17 protein-coding genes are annotated in these 18,313 nt (G+C 62.3%); 8 read left to right on the forward strand and 9 right to left on the reverse strand.

The window, feature by feature from the left end:
- Positions 1-6: 6 nt before the first annotated feature.
- The 6 genes from ONZ54_RS16345 to ONZ54_RS16370 form a co-directional block, all read right to left on the reverse strand.
- Positions 7-210 carry a transcriptional initiation protein Tat gene (locus ONZ54_RS16345; RefSeq protein ID WP_271786683.1) on the reverse strand — a complete coding sequence of 68 codons (204 nt, stop codon included), beginning with the start codon at positions 208-210 and terminating at the stop codon, positions 7-9.
- Positions 211-283: 73 nt separating this feature from the next.
- Positions 284-904 (reverse strand): TorD/DmsD family molecular chaperone, encoded by a 621-nt coding sequence (locus ONZ54_RS16350; protein WP_271786684.1) that lies wholly within the window; start codon positions 902-904, stop codon positions 284-286.
- A 10-nt stretch (positions 905-914) separates the two neighbouring features.
- Positions 915-2,651, reverse strand: coding sequence for a 4Fe-4S dicluster domain-containing protein (locus ONZ54_RS16355; RefSeq protein ID WP_416995593.1), 1,737 nt, complete (start codon positions 2,649-2,651; stop codon positions 915-917).
- Between the two features lie 104 nt (positions 2,652-2,755).
- Positions 2,756-3,358, reverse strand: a complete 603-nt coding sequence (locus tag ONZ54_RS16360; RefSeq protein ID WP_271786685.1) for a DUF3306 domain-containing protein — start codon at positions 3,356-3,358, stop codon at positions 2,756-2,758.
- On the reverse strand, positions 3,351-3,929 hold the full coding sequence (locus ONZ54_RS16365; protein ID WP_271786686.1) for a DUF3305 domain-containing protein: 579 nt from the start codon (positions 3,927-3,929) through the stop codon (positions 3,351-3,353). The genes ONZ54_RS16360 and ONZ54_RS16365 overlap by 8 nt, the downstream gene beginning before the upstream one ends.
- Before the next feature lie 377 nt (positions 3,930-4,306).
- Positions 4,307-5,158, reverse strand: coding sequence for a DUF5677 domain-containing protein (locus ONZ54_RS16370; protein ID WP_271788299.1), 852 nt, complete (start codon positions 5,156-5,158; stop codon positions 4,307-4,309).
- Positions 5,159-5,385: 227 nt separating this feature from the next.
- Between ONZ54_RS16370 and ONZ54_RS16375 the strand changes: the two genes are divergently transcribed.
- Both ONZ54_RS16375 and ONZ54_RS16380 read left to right on the forward strand, forming a co-directional pair.
- Entirely contained in the window at positions 5,386-6,243 is an 858-nt protein-coding gene (locus ONZ54_RS16375; protein WP_271786687.1) for a formate dehydrogenase accessory sulfurtransferase FdhD, read from the forward strand.
- A gap of 15 nt (positions 6,244-6,258) precedes the next feature.
- Entirely contained in the window at positions 6,259-7,125 is an 867-nt protein-coding gene (locus ONZ54_RS16380) for a helix-turn-helix transcriptional regulator (RefSeq protein ID WP_271786688.1), read from the forward strand.
- 123 nt (positions 7,126-7,248) lie between these two features.
- Here the strand turns inward: ONZ54_RS16380 and ONZ54_RS16385 are convergent, their stop codons facing one another.
- Together ONZ54_RS16385 and ONZ54_RS16390 are read right to left on the reverse strand one after the other, a co-directional pair.
- Positions 7,249-9,375, reverse strand: coding sequence for a sensor histidine kinase (locus ONZ54_RS16385; RefSeq protein WP_271786689.1), 2,127 nt, complete (start codon positions 9,373-9,375; stop codon positions 7,249-7,251).
- Between the two features lie 31 nt (positions 9,376-9,406).
- Positions 9,407-10,762 (reverse strand): sigma-54-dependent transcriptional regulator, encoded by a 1,356-nt coding sequence (locus ONZ54_RS16390; RefSeq protein ID WP_271786690.1) that lies wholly within the window; start codon positions 10,760-10,762, stop codon positions 9,407-9,409.
- Between the two features lie 250 nt (positions 10,763-11,012).
- Between ONZ54_RS16390 and ONZ54_RS16395 the strand changes: the two genes are divergently transcribed.
- The 6 genes from ONZ54_RS16395 (at position 11,013) to ONZ54_RS16420 (ending at position 16,837) form a co-directional block, all read left to right on the forward strand.
- Positions 11,013-11,858: an ABC transporter substrate-binding protein gene (locus ONZ54_RS16395; protein WP_271786691.1), complete on the forward strand. Its 846-nt coding sequence runs from the start codon at positions 11,013-11,015 to the stop codon at positions 11,856-11,858.
- A 64-nt stretch (positions 11,859-11,922) separates the two neighbouring features.
- Positions 11,923-12,624, forward strand: a complete 702-nt coding sequence (locus ONZ54_RS16400; protein WP_125595651.1) for an ABC transporter permease — start codon at positions 11,923-11,925, stop codon at positions 12,622-12,624.
- A 34-nt stretch (positions 12,625-12,658) separates the two neighbouring features.
- The gene (locus ONZ54_RS16405; RefSeq protein ID WP_058393436.1) at positions 12,659-13,354 is read left to right on the forward strand and encodes an energy-coupling factor ABC transporter ATP-binding protein; all 696 of its coding nucleotides are present in this window, start codon (positions 12,659-12,661) and stop codon (positions 13,352-13,354) included.
- Positions 13,326-13,970 carry a molybdenum cofactor guanylyltransferase MobA gene (gene mobA / locus ONZ54_RS16410; protein WP_271786692.1) on the forward strand — a complete coding sequence of 215 codons (645 nt, stop codon included), beginning with the start codon at positions 13,326-13,328 and terminating at the stop codon, positions 13,968-13,970. The genes ONZ54_RS16405 and mobA overlap by 29 nt, the downstream gene beginning before the upstream one ends.
- A complete protein-coding gene (locus ONZ54_RS16415) occupies positions 13,967-15,712 on the forward strand; it encodes a bifunctional molybdopterin-guanine dinucleotide biosynthesis adaptor protein MobB/molybdopterin molybdotransferase MoeA (RefSeq protein ID WP_271786693.1) in 1,746 nt (581 codons plus the stop codon). The genes mobA and ONZ54_RS16415 overlap by 4 nt, the downstream gene beginning before the upstream one ends.
- Before the next feature lie 63 nt (positions 15,713-15,775).
- Complete coding sequence (locus ONZ54_RS16420) at positions 15,776-16,837, forward strand: FUSC family protein (RefSeq protein WP_271786694.1); 1,062 nt, start codon at positions 15,776-15,778, stop codon at positions 16,835-16,837.
- A 57-nt stretch (positions 16,838-16,894) separates the two neighbouring features.
- Here ONZ54_RS16420 and ONZ54_RS16425 read toward each other — a convergent pair whose 3' ends face one another.
- The gene (locus tag ONZ54_RS16425; protein WP_271786695.1) at positions 16,895-18,268 is read right to left on the reverse strand and encodes an HD-GYP domain-containing protein; all 1,374 of its coding nucleotides are present in this window, start codon (positions 18,266-18,268) and stop codon (positions 16,895-16,897) included.
- Positions 18,269-18,313 lie beyond the last annotated feature (45 nt).

Here is an 18,313-nt window from a genome sequence, read left to right on the forward strand (position 1 = left end):
TCCGGCTCAGTCGGTGCCACGCAGGGTGCGATAAAAGTCGTGAACATGGGGGGTCTCCCGATAGCCCTTGGCAGCTTGTTTGTCGTGAGTCAGCGCCTCCTTGCTCACCACCCGGCCGGTGGCACCGGCCAGCACGCCTATGGTGGCGACCACGCCAACCCCCTTGATCAGATTGCGTCGGGACGGGTCTTTCAGCTTTTCATCGCTCATCTTTCTGTGACCTCTGTTTTTGTTATGGCCGGCAGCACAGTGCCAGCGTCGCTATCAGTGAGTGGGAGCCGCGTCATGGCAGCGTTACCACAGGACTACCAAATGGCAGGCGCAATTCGTTTTCCAGCTTGAAGAAATCTTCGGCAAGGGCGCCGACCGCCCGGTAGAAGCTGCCACCCTTCGCCTGTTGCTGATCGCGGCAGCAGGCGAGACCCCAGGGGGCAAGGTGGCGCTCATAGAAGCGGTTGCGATCCGGGTGCTGCTCGGTAATCAGTACCGCCATCACCTCACAGAGGGCGGCCAGATGATCTTCCGGCTCGCACACCCCGCTCTGGCGCTCGAAACCCAGCGACTGCAGATCGGCGCGCAGCACTGCCAGCGGCAGCTCCATCAAGGAGCCGGTGAGATACCAGGAGGCAAACGGCACGATTTCACCGCGCCCCAGCCCGATAAAGAGATCCTGATACTCCTCGGCAAGCTCATTCTCGTGGTGGCTGCTGGCCGCCAGCTGCACCAGCCCCAGCCCTCTGGCAAAGGGGCCCGGCATGGCCTGCAACCCTTGCAGCCAGGCGAGCTGTTCGCCACGGGGGGCGGCGCGCCACAGGCTCGCCAGCAGGGCGTAGAGATCGGCGCTGCTCTGTTCCAGTTCGGTCATGGTCAGTTCGCCTGCGTTGTCATTGAGTTGTTGATTCATCACAGGCCCCTCACACCTTGAGCTGGGAGACGGGATCCGCCGCCAGCGCTGCAAACACATCCTTGACCCGGCACTCCTCGCACATCAGCAGCCGCTGGGCGGCCTCGTTCTGAAAATGGGAGTGACCGGCCAGTTTTTGCTGGATGCGGCGGATCATCGAGGCGGGCGCGAACGGCTTGCCACAACGAATGCAGCAAGCGGCCTCTTCGGCTTTCAGGCTCTGCACGGCGCGGCGCGCCTCGGGCACGGGTTGCAGGCGGGGCGTGAGCACTATGGCCTGCTCGGGGCACGCCTTTTCGCACATGCCGCACTGGATGCAGTCCTGCTCGATAAAGTTGAGGCCGGGGGCATGACCCACCGCATGCAGGGCGCGGCTCGGGCAGACCGCCACGCAGCCCATGCAGAGGGTGCAGTCAGACTCTTTGAGCTCCACGCTGCCGTAAGGGGCGCCGTGGGGCACCGCCAGCAGCTCGCGACTTCCCTCGTTGGCCTGCCAGAGGGCATCGAAGGCGGCAAACAGGTTCTCCCGTTTGTCCCCTTTCAGCGGCTTCTCCAGCAGGGCAATGGCTGGCTGGTCGGAAACAGGCTCACCAGCATCTACGTCAAACAGGGCAATGCGATCGGCAGCAAGACCGGCGCCTACCAAGAGCACGGCGGCGCTCACCAGTTCCCGCTCAACCAGCGCACGGACGCTTTCGGGGGCATCGTCACCGAGCACAATGCGCACCGCGCTGGCGCCATAGGCGAGGGCGGCGAACCAGCTCTCTATCCCTAAACTCGCGCTCTCCTCCACCCAGACCGGCAGCCAGTTGGCGGGAAGAGAAGCGAGCTCGGCCTCCACCCATTCACGCTCGTTTTCACCGGTAATCAGCAGTTGCGGCGCTTCGCCACCCGCCTCCCTGTAGTGCTTCAGCAGACGCAGCAGATAGTCGCCGCTGGTGTTGGCGTCGGGCTGGTGATAGGCAATTGCCCCGGTCGGACAGGCAGTGGCACAGCTGCCAAAGCCCTGACAGAGATGGGGATCGATCTGGATGCGACCATTGATAGGCTTGAGCGCATCGGTCGGGCAAACATCGAGGCAGCGGCTGCAACCGGGCACGCCACGGGCAGTAAAGGCACAGGCCTCGGGGTCGAGGCGAAAATAGCGCGGCTTGTCGAAGATACCAGTGAGGGCACAGAGTTCGGCGAGCTGTTCAGCCAAGCCAGCGTCATCGGCCAGATGCAGATAACCGACCGGCGGGCGCTCCAGCGTAAACAGTGGCGTGCGGCCCAGATCGGCCACCAGATCGAAACGCGGTTCGCTACCCACCGTCGCTTGTTGTGGAAAGCAGAGCGCCGCCAGATCAACCCGCTCCCCCTGCCCGTTAAGGCCGGTGAGCTGGAACTGACCCAGATACCCTGTCAGGCTCGGCGCGCGCAGGGTCAGGGCCGCGAGGGATGCGGTGGCATCGAAAATGGCTTCAAGATCTGCCGCCTCGGCATTGTGGACGGATTCGGTGACCAGCAAAGTAGACTTCACCCCGGCGGGCAGCAGGCTGGCGGTGCGGCGAATGCGATCTTCCGGGCCGACCAGCAGCAGGCGCCCCTGACTCTGGTAAGAAACAGTGGCCGGGATCAGGTTATCGGTCTTGACCGTATGCTGCAGGGCATAGGCACGGGCACGGCTGTTGCGATCGCCATGCTGCTCACTGCGCCCCGCGCGACCCTCATAAAGGGGCGAGGTTGAAATTGGTAGTTCGATGCTCACATGCACTCCTGTGCGCGCCACCTCATGGGATGGGGCGCTTGTTGGTCTACCGGGAGAGCAAGAGCCGAGCCAACTCCCCCGGAAAAAAAGTAACTGACAGGGAGTCAGGATCCTGAGGGTTCCATTCCCCCATCCTTGGTTGGGACATTTTGTCCATCACGGGAAACCAAAATGTCCCGATCGTCGGTGGGGGTTTGAGAATGGTTATCAGCCAGCCCGTTCGGCTCGTCGGCGGCAGCTATGCTCATAACCGCCACCGGTTCAGCGGATCTGGTAGGCGGATTGGCCATCTCGCTGTCAGGGGCGGTCACCTGATCCACCAGCCAGTTGCGCAGCCCGGCGGTCAGGGCCGCGGGCAGCAACTCGGGCTGGCTGAAATCTTGGGTGTAGTCGTCGAGTCCGTCTGGTTTATGGCTGCGAAACATGGCCCGCAACGCCTCCCTGTCCGGGAGTTTGGCCTTGCCCGACTGGGCCGTTGTTAGCTGCGGATCGCCACTCTCAGCCCCTTCGATGGCAAGCGATTCGTCACTCCCCTTGTCAGTACTGACTACGGGGCTATCCAGCGCGGTATCTAATATCTCACCTTCACCACAGCCTTCGATGGGGGCGGAAACCGCTTCGGGGATAACCTCTTCCCGTGGCTGCAGTGCCTGATGCTTGCGCGCCTCACTCTTGCGAAACGACCAGCGCTTGAGGAACTCACTCATGGGCGCTGTTTCCGGCCTTGTTTCCGGCACTGGTTCCGGCGTCGCTGCCACGCTCGCGGCCATCGTGGCCTGTGGCTTTAACGGCGCCGCAGCTGACTTGATCTTGGCTATCGACACCCAGCTGATCCTGCGCCCGCCCCTTGCCCTTCTTGCCCTTGCGACGGACCTCCAGCAGCTCGCCGTGACGGCCAATAAAGGCCTCCACCCAGGCTTGCAGCGCCTCGGGCAGCGGGCAGGAGAGCACCTGCCGCTCGCCATCCATATAGGCGGCGGCCACTGTCTGGCTCAGGGTCAGGCCATCGGCCACAAAGCCATTGTCCACGCGGCTTCCGGTGACAAAGAGGCGGGGCGAGCCGGAGCTCAGGTTAAAGCGATAATCCCCCCGCTCATCGCGAAACAGGGTAAGGGGCAAGGCGCCGGTCGCCTCAGGTTCGGCGGGATGGAGCGCCGCAATCTCGAAACGGCGGCTCTGCCAGCGGCCAACCTGGCTGTCGATGGCCTTTAACTCCAGTTGCAGCCAGCGCTGCGGGGGCAAGGTATTGGTTGTGTCTTGCACTGTCACGGCTCCCATCAGAAGGTCTCTGCCGGGCCGCCCTCCCCCGTGATTTCCCCCCGTCGGGGTGGATCACGGCGAGTAAATCGGGGCGGCCACGGCCATCAATGGGATAAGACATAGCAAGAGTGGGGCCAAGGCCGGTATGATTTCCACTTGGGGCTTTTATGCGGGTTGGGGCGTTGTGCGGGATATGGGTTGGCGCTGAGCGTAGGTTGGTGCTGAGCGCAGCGAAGCCCAACATGCGGCGTAAAACCAATCCGCCAATCCCTGATCGAGGGGCTGGCAATAATCGAATAACGCTGAATTATCCGATTATTGCCTTGATAAAGAGTTAGGCTTCACTTCGTTCAGCACCAACCTACGATTTAGCCCAACATACGAAATATTTGTTACTACTCACCATACTCCACTTCATAAAAATCATTCCCAGCCAATTCTATTTCTTCGAATAGTTCATGATATGAAGATTTCATATCATTTATGAAAGCCATATCACCACCACAATGCTTCATCAAAAAAATTGACCGTATATCAGAAAGAACACAGATATCTGTTATAGCTCGAGCTATATGGGCCAATTTGACAACCTTACGTCGATTCGGCTCTCGAGTATCCCGCTCCCAAATCATTCCAACACCATCAGCATCTTTATGAATTAAATGGCTGCTCATTCCAAAGTTATATGATAAATGAACCAAGTCAGAGAGCATTTTATCTTCACTCTTGGAAAAGCAGTTAAGAATTTCACTGAATGACCACTTTTGCTCGAGAAGACTACGACTTTTCTTGTTTGAGTCATGCCTAATATTTTCAATCTCTTGTTGATCTAAAATTAGATCTTCCATTGCTTTCCATTTAGGAACGCAATATCCATTTGCTGCTGTTATAAATGAGCTTGCTTTATCACTCCTCTTAATTGAAGCATATTCAGGAAGCACAAACCAATACTCTTTAGCTTTCTCTAATATCTCATCATCAGAGCCTTGCAACATATACACATATTTAATTACACCTTCAGATATGGAACGCAGTATTATCTCTGCATCCCACTCCAACCCCTCCCTTAAAAGAATAAGGGAACTTTGGCTGCTAAAATGACATGATAAATACAATTGACTACTAACAAATCTAACGAGAGGTTCCATTCCTTTATAATCAAAACTTAGGAAGGGTTTACAGTAATCAAATTGGTCCCCAATGTAATGACTAGCAAGTGCACTCCATTTTTTAAGATAACTCTCCATCACTACCTATACCTCACTATAAAAACATTAACTATCAACTTAAATAACCAAAAGCGAGCGAATAACTAAGAATATTTTATTTATATAGTCATGTTCTTAAAAATATTTGTCCAGCTAATATTACTAACAAACCGAATATGCCAGCTGTACCGCAAAGAACTTTACGTTCTGGAACAAAACTTGCTGTGTCCCTCCCCTTAGATCCCGGCAACCGGTCGCGAGGGCCCATGACACCGACCTTTATCAAAAGCAATGCTGCCGCCCAGCTCACCATGGCCGTCGAGGTGATGGATGAACAGGGCACGCTGCAAACCCGCCAAATCGCCTGTGAGCGGCCACTGACGGTCTACCTCAACTGGAAGGAGATAGTGACCCTGATGACGCTGGGTGCCCGCCCCGAGGCGCTGGTGCTGGGTTATCTCAAAAATCAGGGCTTTATCGAGGATATTTCGGCCATCGAGTCGGTGATCGTCGACTGGGAGAGCGAGGCCGCCGCCGTGGTGAGCAGCCAGCAGGCCGCCGATCTCGACAAGTCACTGGAGAAGAAGACGGTCACCTCCGGCTGCGGTCAGGGCACCATGTATGGCAGCGTGATAAAGAAGCTCGAAGGGGTGGTACTGGCGGCGCCTGAGCTTAAACAGAGCACCCTCTATGCCCTGCTCAAGGCGCTGTCGGCCCATAACGAAACCTACAAGATGGCCGGTGCCGTGCATGGCTGCGCCATCTGTCGCGGCGCAGAGATCCTCTCCTTTGTCGAGGATGTGGGGCGCCACAATGCGGTGGATACCCTGGCGGGCGAGCTCTGGATGCGCGGCGAGGCTGGCCACGACAAGATCTTCTACACCACAGGGCGGCTCACCTCGGAGATGGTGATCAAGGTGGCGCAGATGGGCATTCCGGTGCTGTTGTCGCGCTCCGGCGTCACCCAGATGGGGCTGGATCTCGCCCGCCAGCTCGGCATCACCATGATTGCCCGCGCCAAAGGGCGCCATTTCGAGGTCTTTAGCGGCCACGACCAGCTAGTGCTGGACGAGAAGCCGCCGGTGCTGGCGCCAAGTTCGGCCGGTCGCGGGATGCGGGATTAAGCCATGAACGAGTTTATGAACGTTAAGCAAGTGGCCGAGTACCTCGATCTCAACGAGAAGAAGGTCTACCAGCTCGCCAACGAGGCGCGTATCCCCGCCACCAAGGCGACCGGCAAGTGGCTGTTTCCGCGCTCTCTGCTCGATCGCTGGCTGCTCGGCAGTTGCCACGAGGGGGTGATGAACGACCGGCTGCTGCTGGCGGGCTCTGACGATGTGCTGCTCCACTACGCCAGCAGCCGTTTGGCCCAGCAACTCGGCACCCAGGCGCTGGTTGGCTACACACCGTGCGGCACCCGTCAGGGGTTGGCTATGCTGGCACGCGGCCATGTGGATCTCTGCGCCATCCACTGGGGGCAGGCGGAAGAGGCACACCTGCGCCACCCGGCACTGGTGCAGCAGTATCAGGGCCACCGGCAATGGGTGATAGTGCATGGTTTTCGGCGGGTACAGGGGCTGGTGCTGCGGCAAGGGTTGCAACCCAAAGAGGCGAAAGAGGCGCTCGACTGGCGCTGGGCCATGCGTCAGGAAGGGGCTGGCAGCCAGCGCGCCCTGCAGGAGTGGCTGCAAACCCAGGGCGAGTCGCTGATCCGGCTGGAGCGCACCATCGAGGTCAACAGCGAGCGGGAGCTGGCCGCCGCCATCAGCCGTGGCGATGCGGACGTGGGGCCCGGCGCCCAGAGCACAGCCACCGAGTTTGGACTCGGCTTTATGCCGTTGTCGCAGGAGTGCTTCGATCTGGTGATGCCGCAGGGGGTCTTCTTTCGCACCCTGTTGCAGCAGCTGATCGGCTGGCTGCAATCCCCCGAGGGACGCGAGCTGGCGGCCCGCCTCGGCGGCTATGACCTGACCCAGAGCGGCAAGCTGGTGTGGAGCCCCCAGTAGCGAAAGAGGCTACCCTCTCTTTGTGCCGACAGCCCTGACAAACACGGGCCTGCCACCCTGGCAGACCCATCTGTTTTATTGTCCATCTGTGCTATTCATCCGCTCTGATAAATGGGTAGGCACTTACCCTTTCCGTGACTCACCCACGGCCGAGTCAGGTTCATGCACCGCCGTGCCAGACTCACGCCCCTCGGCCCCCAGCGCAATGCGCCACCCCTCCAGCTGGCGGGGTTCGCTGCCAGCGGGCAGGCGGGCACGGCTGAGCAGCCGGATGGTAAAGCAGCTTCCTTTTCCCAGGGTGGAGTCCACCAGCAGCTCCCCACCCCAGCGGCTGATGATGCGGTGGCTCAGGGCCAGCCCAAGGCCTGTGCCTGTGGCGCGGGTGGTGAAGAAGGGGTCGAAGATCTTGTCCATGATGGCGGCGTCTATGCCGCTGCCGTTGTCGATGACCCGCACCTCTGCCCCTTGCAGCCCTCCCGCCTCGTCGAACCAGTCGCGGCTCTCGACCCGGATCTCTCCCTGCTCCCCCAGCGCGTGACTGGCGTTGACCAGCAGGTTTATCAGCACCTGCAGCAGTTGCTGGCGATCCGCCTCTATGGGTTGCTGGGCCTTGAGATCGGCCACCAGGTTCACCTGCTGCTGGCGCAGGGCGGAGCGCACCAGGGTCAGGCTCTCTTCGATGATGGGGGTGAGGTGCTGCCAGACGGGCGCTGTCTCGTAATCGCCGGGGCGGGAGTATTGGAGCAGGCTGCGGGTGATGGCGCGAATGCGCTCGATCTGTGCCAGCACCAGCGCCAGCTCCTCGCTGATCGGGGCGGCAGCCTCCCCCAGCTCCAGTTTCATCAGCTCCACGTTGCCGAGGATCACCGCCAGCGGGTTGTTGATCTCGTGGGCCACACCGGCGCACAGCTCGCCGAGGGCCGCCAGCTTCTCGCTGATGAGCAACTGCTGGCGCGCCTGGGTCAGCATATGGATGTGGTGTTCTAGCTCGGCAGTCTTCTGCTTGAGGCTCAAGGTGCGCTCGGCCACTTTTTGCTCCAGCTCGTCGGCGCTGCGGGCCATCTGCTGGCGATGGGCATCCTGCCGGTCCAGCATGGCGTCAAACTGGCGACCCAGCTGGGCCAGCTCGTGGTCGGGATCCAGGGCCAACAGCCCTACCCTGGCCGATTTGCCATATTGCACCTGACGCACCACCTTGTGCATCCGCTCTATGGGGGTGAAAAGATCCCGCGCGCCGCGATAGACCAGCAGGCCCGAGAGCAGCAGGAGCAGCACCACGCCTGAGCCCAGCTCCAGCAGGTTGGTGAGGTAGGTGCGAATGATGGGCCACTCGAGAAAGCCCACGTAGAGCATGCCGATGCGCTCACCGCGGGCCCCGAGCAGGGGCTCGTAACCGGAGACATACCAGGCATCGTGGACGAAGGCGCGATCTATCCAAAGCTCCCCCCTCCCCAGCACCTGTTCCCGTACCGGTGCCGAGACCCGGGTGCCCACGGCTCGGCCCACCTGACGGCTGCTGCTGACCGGCACATTGGTGCTTACCCGCAGATCATCGAGAAACAGGGTGACGGTCCCTATGCTCCCCTCTGGCAGGGTGTTTTTGGCAAACACCTGGCGCTTGAGCTCATCCACCAGTCGGGTGCTGCCGTTGATGAGCTCGCCCCCCTCCAGCACGGCCCAGAGGGAGCCGTCTCTGGCCATAACGGGCGTCAGGGAGAGGCTGACAAGCCCCCGTGTCTCCTGAACCGTGGCGGCTGTCTGTTCCCTGTCCAACACGGCGCGGCAGGCAAGGGCGGGCGAGAGGGCCTGCAACTCCTCACGAGACCAGACCACGAAATGGCTGATGCTGCGCCCGGCGCCGAGGGTGGCGCGCTCCCGGGCCGTCAACTGATCCAGTTCGGCGCCACTGCGCAAGCGCAGAAAGTCGAGGTCATAGTTGGCCGCCAGTGGCTTCACCCACTGCTGCAACTCATCGGGCGTCTCGCGCAGTCGCAGCTGAAACGCCCAGGCATCGCGCAGGTGTTCCAGATGCTCCGCCTGACGCTGCTGCTGCACGCTCACCGCATGGTGGGCCACCCCGAGGTCACCGCGCACATTGGTGAGCAGGTTCTGCCAGCTGTAGGTGAGGGTCCAGTAAAGCGTCAGCCCCATCATGCCCACCAGGGTCAGCATGATGGGCACAGAGGTGAGCAGCAGCAGGCGCCAACGGACTTTTGTTTTCAACCAGCGGGGCAGCAGGCTCAGCGTCATGGTCGCCGCCAGCGGCAGAGGATCAGCAGTTTCATTCGATGGCCCACTCCTTGAACTTGCGCTCCAGGGTCTTGCGCGCCACCCCCAGCACCCGGGAAGCGGCGGACTTGTTGCCCTCAAAACGCTCAACCACTTGCAGGATGTGGGCCTTCTCCACCTCCGACAGCGCCCACTCCAGGGGATATCCCTCTCCCCCCTTGCTCTGCTCGCTGGACTGGGCGCTCTGCCAATAGTCGGCGGGGGGCTTGCCCAGCAGCAGGCAGCGCTCGATCAGGTTGCGCAACTCGCGCACGTTGCCGGGCCAGGGATAGGCCTGCATGGCCACCACGTCCTCGTGGGTCCAGTTAAGCGAGCCCATCCCCATCTCGGCGGTGAGCTGACGGGTGAAGTGGTGCACCAGGGCGGGGATGTCGTCGACGCGATCGCGCAGGGGCGCCACCGGCAGCGCCACCACGTTGAGCCGGTAGAAGAGATCCTCCCGAAAGCGGCCTGCCTCCACCTCGGCTTTCAGGTTGCGGTTGGTGGCGGCGACGATGCGCACATCCACCGACAGCTCGCGCTCGGCGCCGACCGGCCGGATGGCTTTTTGTTCCAGAGCCCGCAGCAGGGACGATTGCATGGCGAGCGGCATCTCGCCTATCTCGTCCAGAAAGAGGGTGCCCTGATGGGCGACCCGAAACAGGCCGTCACGCCCCTTGCGGGCACCGGTAAAAGCACCCTGCACGTGGCCGAACAGTTCGCTTTCCAGCAGTTCGGGGGCGATGGAGGCACAGTTCAGCGGCACGAAGGCCCCCATGCGGCCGGAAAGCTGGTGCAGGGCGCGGGCCACCAGCTCCTTGCCGGTGCCGGACTCCCCCTCCACCAGCACGGCAGCGTTGGAGGGGGCCACTCTTGCGATGAGGGTCTTGAGCTCGCGGGTCTTGGCGCTGTCGCCGATCAGGGTGGGCGGGAACAGCTTGCTCACCTCCCGGCGCAGCAGCAGGTTCTCCCGCTCCATCTGGCGGCGATCTATCACCCTGTCCACCGCCTGGACCATCTGATCCAGGTTGAAGGGCTTGAGGATGAAGTCGCTGGCACCGAGCCGCAGCGCCTTGAGGGCGGTATCCATGTCGCCGAAACCGGTCATGAAGATGATGTCGCTGCGCCGGGTGGCGGGGTCGATGGCTTCGTGCCACTCGATGCCGGAGCGCCCCGGCAGGCGGATGTCGGCGATGATGAGATCGAAATGCAGGCGGCAGCGCAGGGCCTCCGCCTCCTCCACGCTGGCGGCCGTCTCTATCTGGGCGAAGCGCCTGGCCAACGCCTTGGCCAGAAAGCTGCGCATGCCGGGCTCGTCATCGACGATAAGCAGAGAGAGGGCAGACCAGCGGCTGGCGGGTGCAGTCATGAAAAAAGTACCTCAGATTCGACAAGGTTCCGGGATTGTCCCACCGACCTTATAAACTGTGGGACATTTTGTCGCTAACCGGCCCCGAGTGCCAACCTCCTTTATTAAAAGCGACGAGGCCATCACGCAATTAACCCCGTTAACCGACTGTTTTAACATTAAAAACCGCACTGCTGGCAGTGTGCGGCCAGCTTGGCACCCTGCTTGCTTAGTCCTGCCCTCTCCCCATCACCCGGATACGATGAACATCATGATCACAGGAACCGTGCGCCAACGTCTTGCCCTTGCCCTCTCGACCGCCCTGCTGCTGAGCCTCCCCTTGCTGAGCACCGCCAGCCACGCCGAGAGCGCCAAGGCACCCATTCGCCTCGCCACCACCACCAGCACGGAGCAGTCCGGCCTGCTGGGCTGGCTGCTGCCCCAGTTCACCAGGGAGACAGGTTATCCGGTACAGGTGATGGCGGCCGGTACCGGCCAGAGCCTGAAGATGGGTGAGAACGGCGACGCGGATCTGGTGATGACCCATGCTCCGTCTGCCGAGAAAGCCTTTGTTGACGCGGGCTTTGGCATAGAGCCGGTGCACCTGATGTACAACGACTTCGTCATCGTCGGCCCGAGCCAGGATCCGGCCGGTCTGACCAAGCTGCACGACGCGGCCAAAGGGCTGCAGGCCATCAAGGATAAGAAGCAGACCTTCATCTCCCGCGGGGACGAGTCCGGCACCCACATCAAGGAGAAGACCCTGTGGCAGGCGGCAGACGTCAAACCCGAGTTTGCCGGTTACAAGTCCATCGGCCAGGGCATGGGCCCGACCCTCACCATGGCCTCCGAGCTGGGCGCCTATACCCTGACCGACCGCGGCACCTGGCTCGCCTACCAGAGCAAGCTGGATCTCGCCGTGTTGCTGGAGGGGGACAAGCGACTGTTCAACCCCTATCAGGTCATTCTGGTCAACCCCAAACGCTACCCGGATCTCAACACCGAAGGGGCCCGCACCCTGAAGAACTGGCTGGTCTCCGAGCACGGCCAGACGCTTATCGGTGACTTCAAGGTGGCAGGCCAGGCGCTGTTTGTGGCCGATGCCAACGGGAAATAATGCAGCCCTTGTTCCATACGATCACATGGATGGCTCTCACCCCGCACGATAGGGGAAGCGCCTGATGCCGACTCTGCTGGATACAACGCTGGCGGCGCTTGCCTTGCTGTTCGGGGGCGATACAGAGCTGTGGCAGGTGGTGGGGGTCTCTTTCTCCGTCTCTTGCATCGCGCTGCTGCTGGTACTGCTGCCGGCACTGCTGCTCGGCTTTGCGCTGGCCTATCTGCCTATCCCGGCGCGCTGGCTCTGGCTCTCCTGCATCAATACCCTGCAGTCGGTGCCGACCGTGGTGATCGGCCTCCTGCTCTACATGCTGTTGTCGCGGGCCGGGCCCTTCGGCGACTGGAAGATGCTCTTTACCCAACAAGCCATGGTGGTGGGCCAGATGCTGATCGCCTTCCCCGTCATCGCCACCATGGCTCACGCCGCCTTTATCCAGAGCGACAGACGCGCCTGGGAGACGGCACTCACCCTGGGGCTCTCCTGGCCGAGGGCGCTGCTCGGACTGATGCGCGAGTGCCGCTTCGGCCTGCTGGCCGCCGTGATAGGCGCCTTCAGCCGTATCGTCACCGAGGTGGGCTGCTCCATGATGGTGGGGGGCAATATCTTGCATTTTACCCGCAACATCCCCACCGCCATTGCGCTAGAAACCCAGAAGGGTGCCTTTGCCCAGGGGGTTGCCCTTGGCATAGTGCTGCTGAGCCTGGCACTGCTGCTTAACCTGCTGCTGACCGCGTGCCGTGGTCACAGCTATTTGAAGAACTGACCGTGCCCCCACTGTTTATCAACTGGAGTACCCCATGGCCCTGACCGCCCACCAGCTGATGATGCGCTTTGGCGAGCGCAACCTGTTCCAGATAGAGCGGCTCTCCATCGCGGCGGGCGACGCCATCTGGCTGCGCGGGGCCAACGGTGTGGGCAAGACGACCCTGCTCAAGATACTGGCCGGCCTGCTGACACCGACCCGGGGCCACACCAATCTCGCCTGCGGCTGGCGCGCCAGACTCGAGCAGTGGATCAAACGGGATCCCGGCCCGGGCCGGGTCACCTATCTGCACCAGACCCCCTATCTGTTCGATCGCAGCGTGCACGACAACGTGGCCTGGGCCCTCGGCCATCAGGCCGCCGACGAGGTGCGAGTGTTCGAGGCGCTGCGCCGGGTCGAGCTGGAGGGGCTGGCGCGGGAGCACATCAGCATTTTGTCCGGCGGCGAGCGCCAGCGTCTGGCCATGGCCCGCGCCTGGGCGCTGCAACCCGCCTTTCTGCTGATGGACGAACCCACCGCCAATCTGGATGCACATTCGGTTGCCCTGATGGCCGCCTTGGCGCAAGATCTGCGGGAACAGGGCAGCGGCCTGGTCATCATCAGCCATCAGAGCAACGATCTGACCGATTTGTGCGAGCGGCAATGGACCCTCGCCCGTGGCCGGCTGCACGAACCCACCCCTTTGAAAATCATCGAGCGACATGACCTCAAACAGCGAATCCAAAACTGACGTCTTCCCCGTCTCTGCCGTGATCCTGGCCGGTGGCCGCGCCACCCGCATGGGGGGCGAAGACAAGGGATGGGTAGCACTGGCGGGACGCCCCCTTATCGACCACGTTTTGGAGAGGCTGCGCCCCCAGGTAGATGAGGTGCTGATCAATGCCAACCGCAGTCAGACTCGCTATCAGGCGCTGGCCACCGTCATCAGCGACGACAACAACGACTATCTCGGCCCGCTGGCGGGCATGCAAGCCGGCCTTGCCGCCGCCCGCCACGACTGGGTGCTGTTCGTCCCCTGCGATGGCCCCGCCCTGCCCCATGATCTGATGAGCCGCTTTCGCACCGCCCTCACCCCGGATACCGAACTGGTGGTAGCCCACGATGGTGACTGGCTGCAACCCGTGGTGGCCCTGCTGCACAGGTCCCTGCTGCCATCGCTCACCCATGCCCTGACCGAGGGTGAGCGCAAGATAGATATCTGGTTCGCCCGCCACAAGATGGCGGTGGTGAGCTTTGCCGACCAGCCGGATGCCTTCATCAACCTCAACAGCCCGGCCGAGCTGGCCGCCTACGAGGCGCGCCTGCTGAACTCGTCTACCGACCCCCGACAAGGAGCCACAGCATGACCCCGGCCCCCACTCTTCCCCTGCTCGGCTTTGCCGCCTGGAGCGGTACCGGCAAGACAACGCTGCTGGAACAACTCATCCCCATTCTGGTAAGCCGCGGTCTGCGCCTGGGTGTGCTCAAGCACGCCCATCACGACTTTGACACCGACCAGCCGGGCAAGGACAGCCATCGCCTGCGCAAGGCGGGAGCGGATCAGGTGATGGCGGCTTCGCGCCGTCGTCACGCCCGCATCGTCGAGACGCCCGACGCCGAGCCCCCGTTTCACGCCTTGCTGGCCAGCTTCGACCAGACCCGGCTCGACCTGCTGCTGGTGGAAGGGTTCAAACACGAGCACTTCCCCAAGATAGAGCTGCATCGCACCGAGCTCGGCAAGCCTCTGTTGTTCCCGGACGACGGCGACATAATGGCGCTGGCGGCAGATCTGCCCCAACAGACCGACTTGCCCCAGCTCAATATCAATGATCTGGCGGCCATTGCCGACTTCGTCTGCGGCTACGCGAGCAAGGCAAGGCATGCCGAACAGGTGCAGGGAACGGGATTTCTGTCGGTGGAGGCGGCCCGCAGCGCCATTCTGGACGCCCTCACACCCACCACTCGCAGCACGGACACGCCACTGGCCCTGTGCCACGGCGCCGTGCTGGCAAGCGATATGGTGAGCCCCATCAATGTGCCCCCCCACGCCAACTCGGCGATGGACGGGATTGGCCTGCGCGGCGACGACCTCGCCGCCGGTCGCTGGCAACTGGTGGGTCAGGTATTGGCGGGCCAGCAGCGCCACGAGCCGGTACTGTCGGGTCAGGCGGTGCAGATCATGACGGGCGCGCCGCTGCCCCCTGGCGTCGATACTGTGGTGATGCGCGAAGAGACCCAAGTTGAGGGCGAGTGGGTCACCATCAGCGCCCCCATAAAAGCGGGGCAGAACGTGCGTCTGGCCGGGGAAGATCTCGCCAAGGGCGCGGTCGCCATCCCGGCCGGTACTCGCCTTGGCGCCCCCCTGCTGGGACTGGCGGCCTCCCTGGGTCAGGCCAGCCTGTCGGTACGCACCCCGCTCAAGGTGGCACTGTTCAGCACCGGCGATGAGGTGCAGGCACCGGGCGAGACGCTGGCCCCCGGCCATATCTTCGACAGCAACCGCTTCACCCTGATGGCGCTCATCGCCGCCGCCGGCTGCGAGGTGATGGACTTGGGCATCATCCCCGATGATCCCGCCATACTGCGCCAGCAATTGGAGCAGGCATCGACCAGCGCCGATCTGGTGCTGAGCTCGGGCGGCGTCTCGGTGGGCAATGCCGACTTCATCAAACAGGTGCTGGCGGAGCTTGGCCAGATAGCCTTCTGGCGCATCCAGATGCGGCCGGGCCGGCCGCTGGCGTTTGGCAAGCTGGGGACTACCCCCTTCTTCGGCCTGCCGGGCAATCCGGTGGCGGCCATGGTCTGCTTCCTGCAATTTGTCGAGCCCGCCATCGCCCGCCTGCAGGGTCGGCTCTGGCAGCCGCTGCGCCTCTCGGCGCAGGCCGAGCAGCAGATGAAAAGCCGCCCTGGCCGCACCGAGTTTCTGCGCGGCGTCTTCCACCAGGATGCCAGCGGCGTGCTGCGGGTACGCACCACTGGGCCGCAGGGCTCCGGCATTCTCAGCTCCATGGCCGATGCCAACTGCCTGATTGAAATTGTCCCCGCCCAGCCGGCCATAGCGGTCGGCGAGCGGGTCTGGATCCACCCACTCCAGGGACGAGTGGCCTGATACATAGCGATCACCCCGCCGGGCGTGGCGGGGTGCTTGCGCCCATGACCCGAGGCTAGTCCCTTGCGCCTGAATACCCCGCTCTCCCGGCTCGATCTGCTGATCTATGGTCACTATCGCATCGTCCACGGCCTGCGCATCGCGCTCGCCTTCATGCTCACCTTTCTGCTGACCCGCGAACTCAAGCTGCCTGAAAGCACCTGGCCGCTGATCACGCTGGTGGTGGTAATGGGCCCTATCTCGTTCTGGGGAAACGTGCTGTCACGGGCCCTGCAACGGGTGGTCGGCACCATCTTCGGCGCCGGTTGCGGTGTGGTGGCCCTCTATCTGGAGCTCTACTCCCTGCCGCTGACCCTGGTGTGGTGCGGCTGCATCATGTTCCTGTGCGGTTATCTGGCGCTCGGCAAGCGCCCCTACGTGGGGCTGCTTATCGGCATCACACTGGGGGTCACCATGGGGGCCATGCCGGGGGACATAGAGACGGCGCTGTGGCGCAGTGCCGACGTGATCCTGGGCTCCCTGCTGGCGCTGCTGTTTTGCAGCATCTACCCCCAGCGCGCCTACAGCCACTGGCGGTTGCAGATGCACGACACCCTGCTGCAGGCGCACCGGCTCTACCATACCCACCTCTCCCCCAATATTCTGGAGCGACCCAGACTGGCTCAGAGCCACTCTCGCCTGCTCTCCAAGATGGTCAGCCTGCGCCCCCTGCTGGCTCCGGCAGTCAAGGAGACGCGCCTTGGCAGCGCCCTGTTCGAGGCCATCCAGACCACGATGCGCAACACTCTCTGCACCCTGGAGATGCTGGCCAACACCTACTGGAGCGATCGCCAGAGCCACTTTCTGATGCAGAGCACACCCGAGCTGCGTGCCTGCCAGCAGGCGACCGAAGCCTTGATGATCGAGCTGGCACTCATGCTCAAGAGCGGCGACTTGAAGGGGTCGGAGCAAGCCATCACCCAGTTGCAGGAAGCGGCGACCCGGGTACGGCTCGATACCGGTGGAGAGGCCGCCATCAGCGGCTATCTCTGGTTGAGTCTGCAGCTCACCGAACAGCTCACCCACTTGCGCCGCCTGCTGGGGCTGGTGCTGCACCCGCCCCGCAGCCAGTCGGACGACCGCTGAAAACAGAAGGCCCCGCAAAGCGGGGCCTTTGGCTGAACAGGGGTCAGGGCAACGGACTTAGCTGGCATCAGCCAACGGCTGCTCGGCCGTGAGGTAGATGGAGAAATCCTTGATCCCCGCCTCCAGCGCAGCAAAACAGTCGGGGTCTATGGCAGATCCCAGTTGCTCGGCCATCATCTCCAGCGCCTGGGGCACGGGAATGGCACCACGATAGGGACGCTTGGCGGTGATGGCATCGAAGATGTCGGCCGTGGTGATGATGCGGGTCTCAAGGGCAATCTCCTCTGCCTTGAGTCCCTTGGGATAGCCCTTGCCGTCGAGCCGCTCATGATGAGCCCCCGCCACCTGGGCCAGCTCCTTGAAGGCACCGATCCGGCTCAGGATCTCCTCGGTATAGGCTGCATGCATCTGCACCGCCGCCCACTCCTGCGCATCAAGCTTGCCCGGTTTGTCGAGGATGGCGTTGCTCACCCCAAGCTTGCCCACATCGTGCAGCAGAGCGCCGCGCTTGAGCCAGCGCCGCCGTGGCTCCGGGATCCCCATCTGGGTGGCGAGGATGTCGGTATAGAGTGCCACCCGGCCGCTGTGACCGGCTGTGTAGGGGCTCTTGGAGTCCACCACCTGACCGAAGGCGGCGGCAATCTCATCCAGATAATCTTCATCGAGCGCCACTTCCCCCTGCCCGGCCGGATGGATAAATACCCACTCAGTCAGCTGGGGATCCGCCAGCCCTTGCCAGAAGGGCTCATCGGCAATGGCTTCAAACTGCCTGACCAGCTCGGGATCAAACCAGCTGCCGCTGCGCTCGCGCACCTCTTTGAGCGCCGCTTCCGGCCCTGCTGCGGCATGAAACACATCCACCACCTGACAGAGCAGGGCGATGCGGGAGAAAAGCGGGATCGCCTCACCGGCCAGCTGCAGCGGCCGCCCCTTGCCATTCCAGTGCTCGTCAAGAGAGAGGATGCCACCGGCCACCTCATCGCTGAAGCGCAGCTGGCGAGCGATATCGGCGCCGCGATGGCAGCGGGTCTGGATCAGCTCGTTGGCAATCTGATCGCCGTTGCGAAAGATGTGAAACAGGCTGCGAAAGCGCCCCAGCAGATCGGCCTGCAGGCCGGTGTGGCCCAGCACGAAGTTGACCACCTCGGAGAGGGAGCCATCCACCAGCTTGAAGTCGCGTTTGAAGTGCAGATCGTCGGTGAGATAGAGCTCGCAGATGCGGGCCGCATTGCTGCTGCAACCGAGATCCTTGAGCAGCAGGGTGTAGTAGAGGTCGTGGCGCTGCCCGGCATCCAGGCCAAGCTGCTCCCCCAGCCGGGAACCTATCCAGCAGCAGCGGATGCAGTGCCCTCTGGGTTGCCCCTCAGTCATGTCGAGGGCATGACTGAGGGAACCTATCAATTCAGATAATCGCAGACCGCTGAAGGTCATGAGCTGCTCCATTAGCTATAACGGCGATCTTGCCTGCAGGAAATA

It is taken from the genome of Aeromonas salmonicida (genome assembly GCF_028355655.1).
Taxonomy (GTDB): domain Bacteria; phylum Pseudomonadota; class Gammaproteobacteria; order Enterobacterales; family Aeromonadaceae; genus Aeromonas; species Aeromonas salmonicida.

Bases quoted from the DNA above. Each gene is read 5' to 3' on its own strand.
- ONZ54_RS16345 (WP_271786683.1), bottom strand. From the start codon at position 210: ATGAGCGATGAAAAGCTGAAAGACCCGTCCCGACGCAATCTGATCAAG.
- ONZ54_RS16350 (WP_271786684.1), bottom strand. From the start codon at position 904: ATGAATCAACAACTCAATGACAACGCAGGCGAACTGACCATGACCGAA.
- ONZ54_RS16360 (WP_271786685.1), bottom strand. From the start codon at position 3,358: ATGAGTGAGTTCCTCAAGCGCTGGTCGTTTCGCAAGAGTGAGGCGCGC.
- ONZ54_RS16365 (WP_271786686.1), bottom strand. From the start codon at position 3,929: ATGGGAGCCGTGACAGTGCAAGACACAACCAATACCTTGCCCCCGCAG.
- ONZ54_RS16370 (WP_271788299.1), bottom strand. From the start codon at position 5,158: ATGGAGAGTTATCTTAAAAAATGGAGTGCACTTGCTAGTCATTACATT.
- ONZ54_RS16375 (WP_271786687.1), top strand. From the start codon at position 5,386: ATGACACCGACCTTTATCAAAAGCAATGCTGCCGCCCAGCTCACCATG.
- ONZ54_RS16380 (WP_271786688.1), top strand. From the start codon at position 6,259: ATGAACGTTAAGCAAGTGGCCGAGTACCTCGATCTCAACGAGAAGAAG.
- ONZ54_RS16385 (WP_271786689.1), bottom strand. From the start codon at position 9,375: ATGACGCTGAGCCTGCTGCCCCGCTGGTTGAAAACAAAAGTCCGTTGG.
- ONZ54_RS16390 (WP_271786690.1), bottom strand. From the start codon at position 10,762: ATGACTGCACCCGCCAGCCGCTGGTCTGCCCTCTCTCTGCTTATCGTC.
- ONZ54_RS16395 (WP_271786691.1), top strand. From the start codon at position 11,013: ATGATCACAGGAACCGTGCGCCAACGTCTTGCCCTTGCCCTCTCGACC.
- ONZ54_RS16400 (WP_125595651.1), top strand. From the start codon at position 11,923: ATGCCGACTCTGCTGGATACAACGCTGGCGGCGCTTGCCTTGCTGTTC.
- ONZ54_RS16405 (WP_058393436.1), top strand. From the start codon at position 12,659: ATGGCCCTGACCGCCCACCAGCTGATGATGCGCTTTGGCGAGCGCAAC.
- mobA (WP_271786692.1), top strand. From the start codon at position 13,326: ATGACCTCAAACAGCGAATCCAAAACTGACGTCTTCCCCGTCTCTGCC.
- ONZ54_RS16415 (WP_271786693.1), top strand. From the start codon at position 13,967: ATGACCCCGGCCCCCACTCTTCCCCTGCTCGGCTTTGCCGCCTGGAGC.
- ONZ54_RS16425 (WP_271786695.1), bottom strand. From the start codon at position 18,268: ATGACCTTCAGCGGTCTGCGATTATCTGAATTGATAGGTTCCCTCAGT.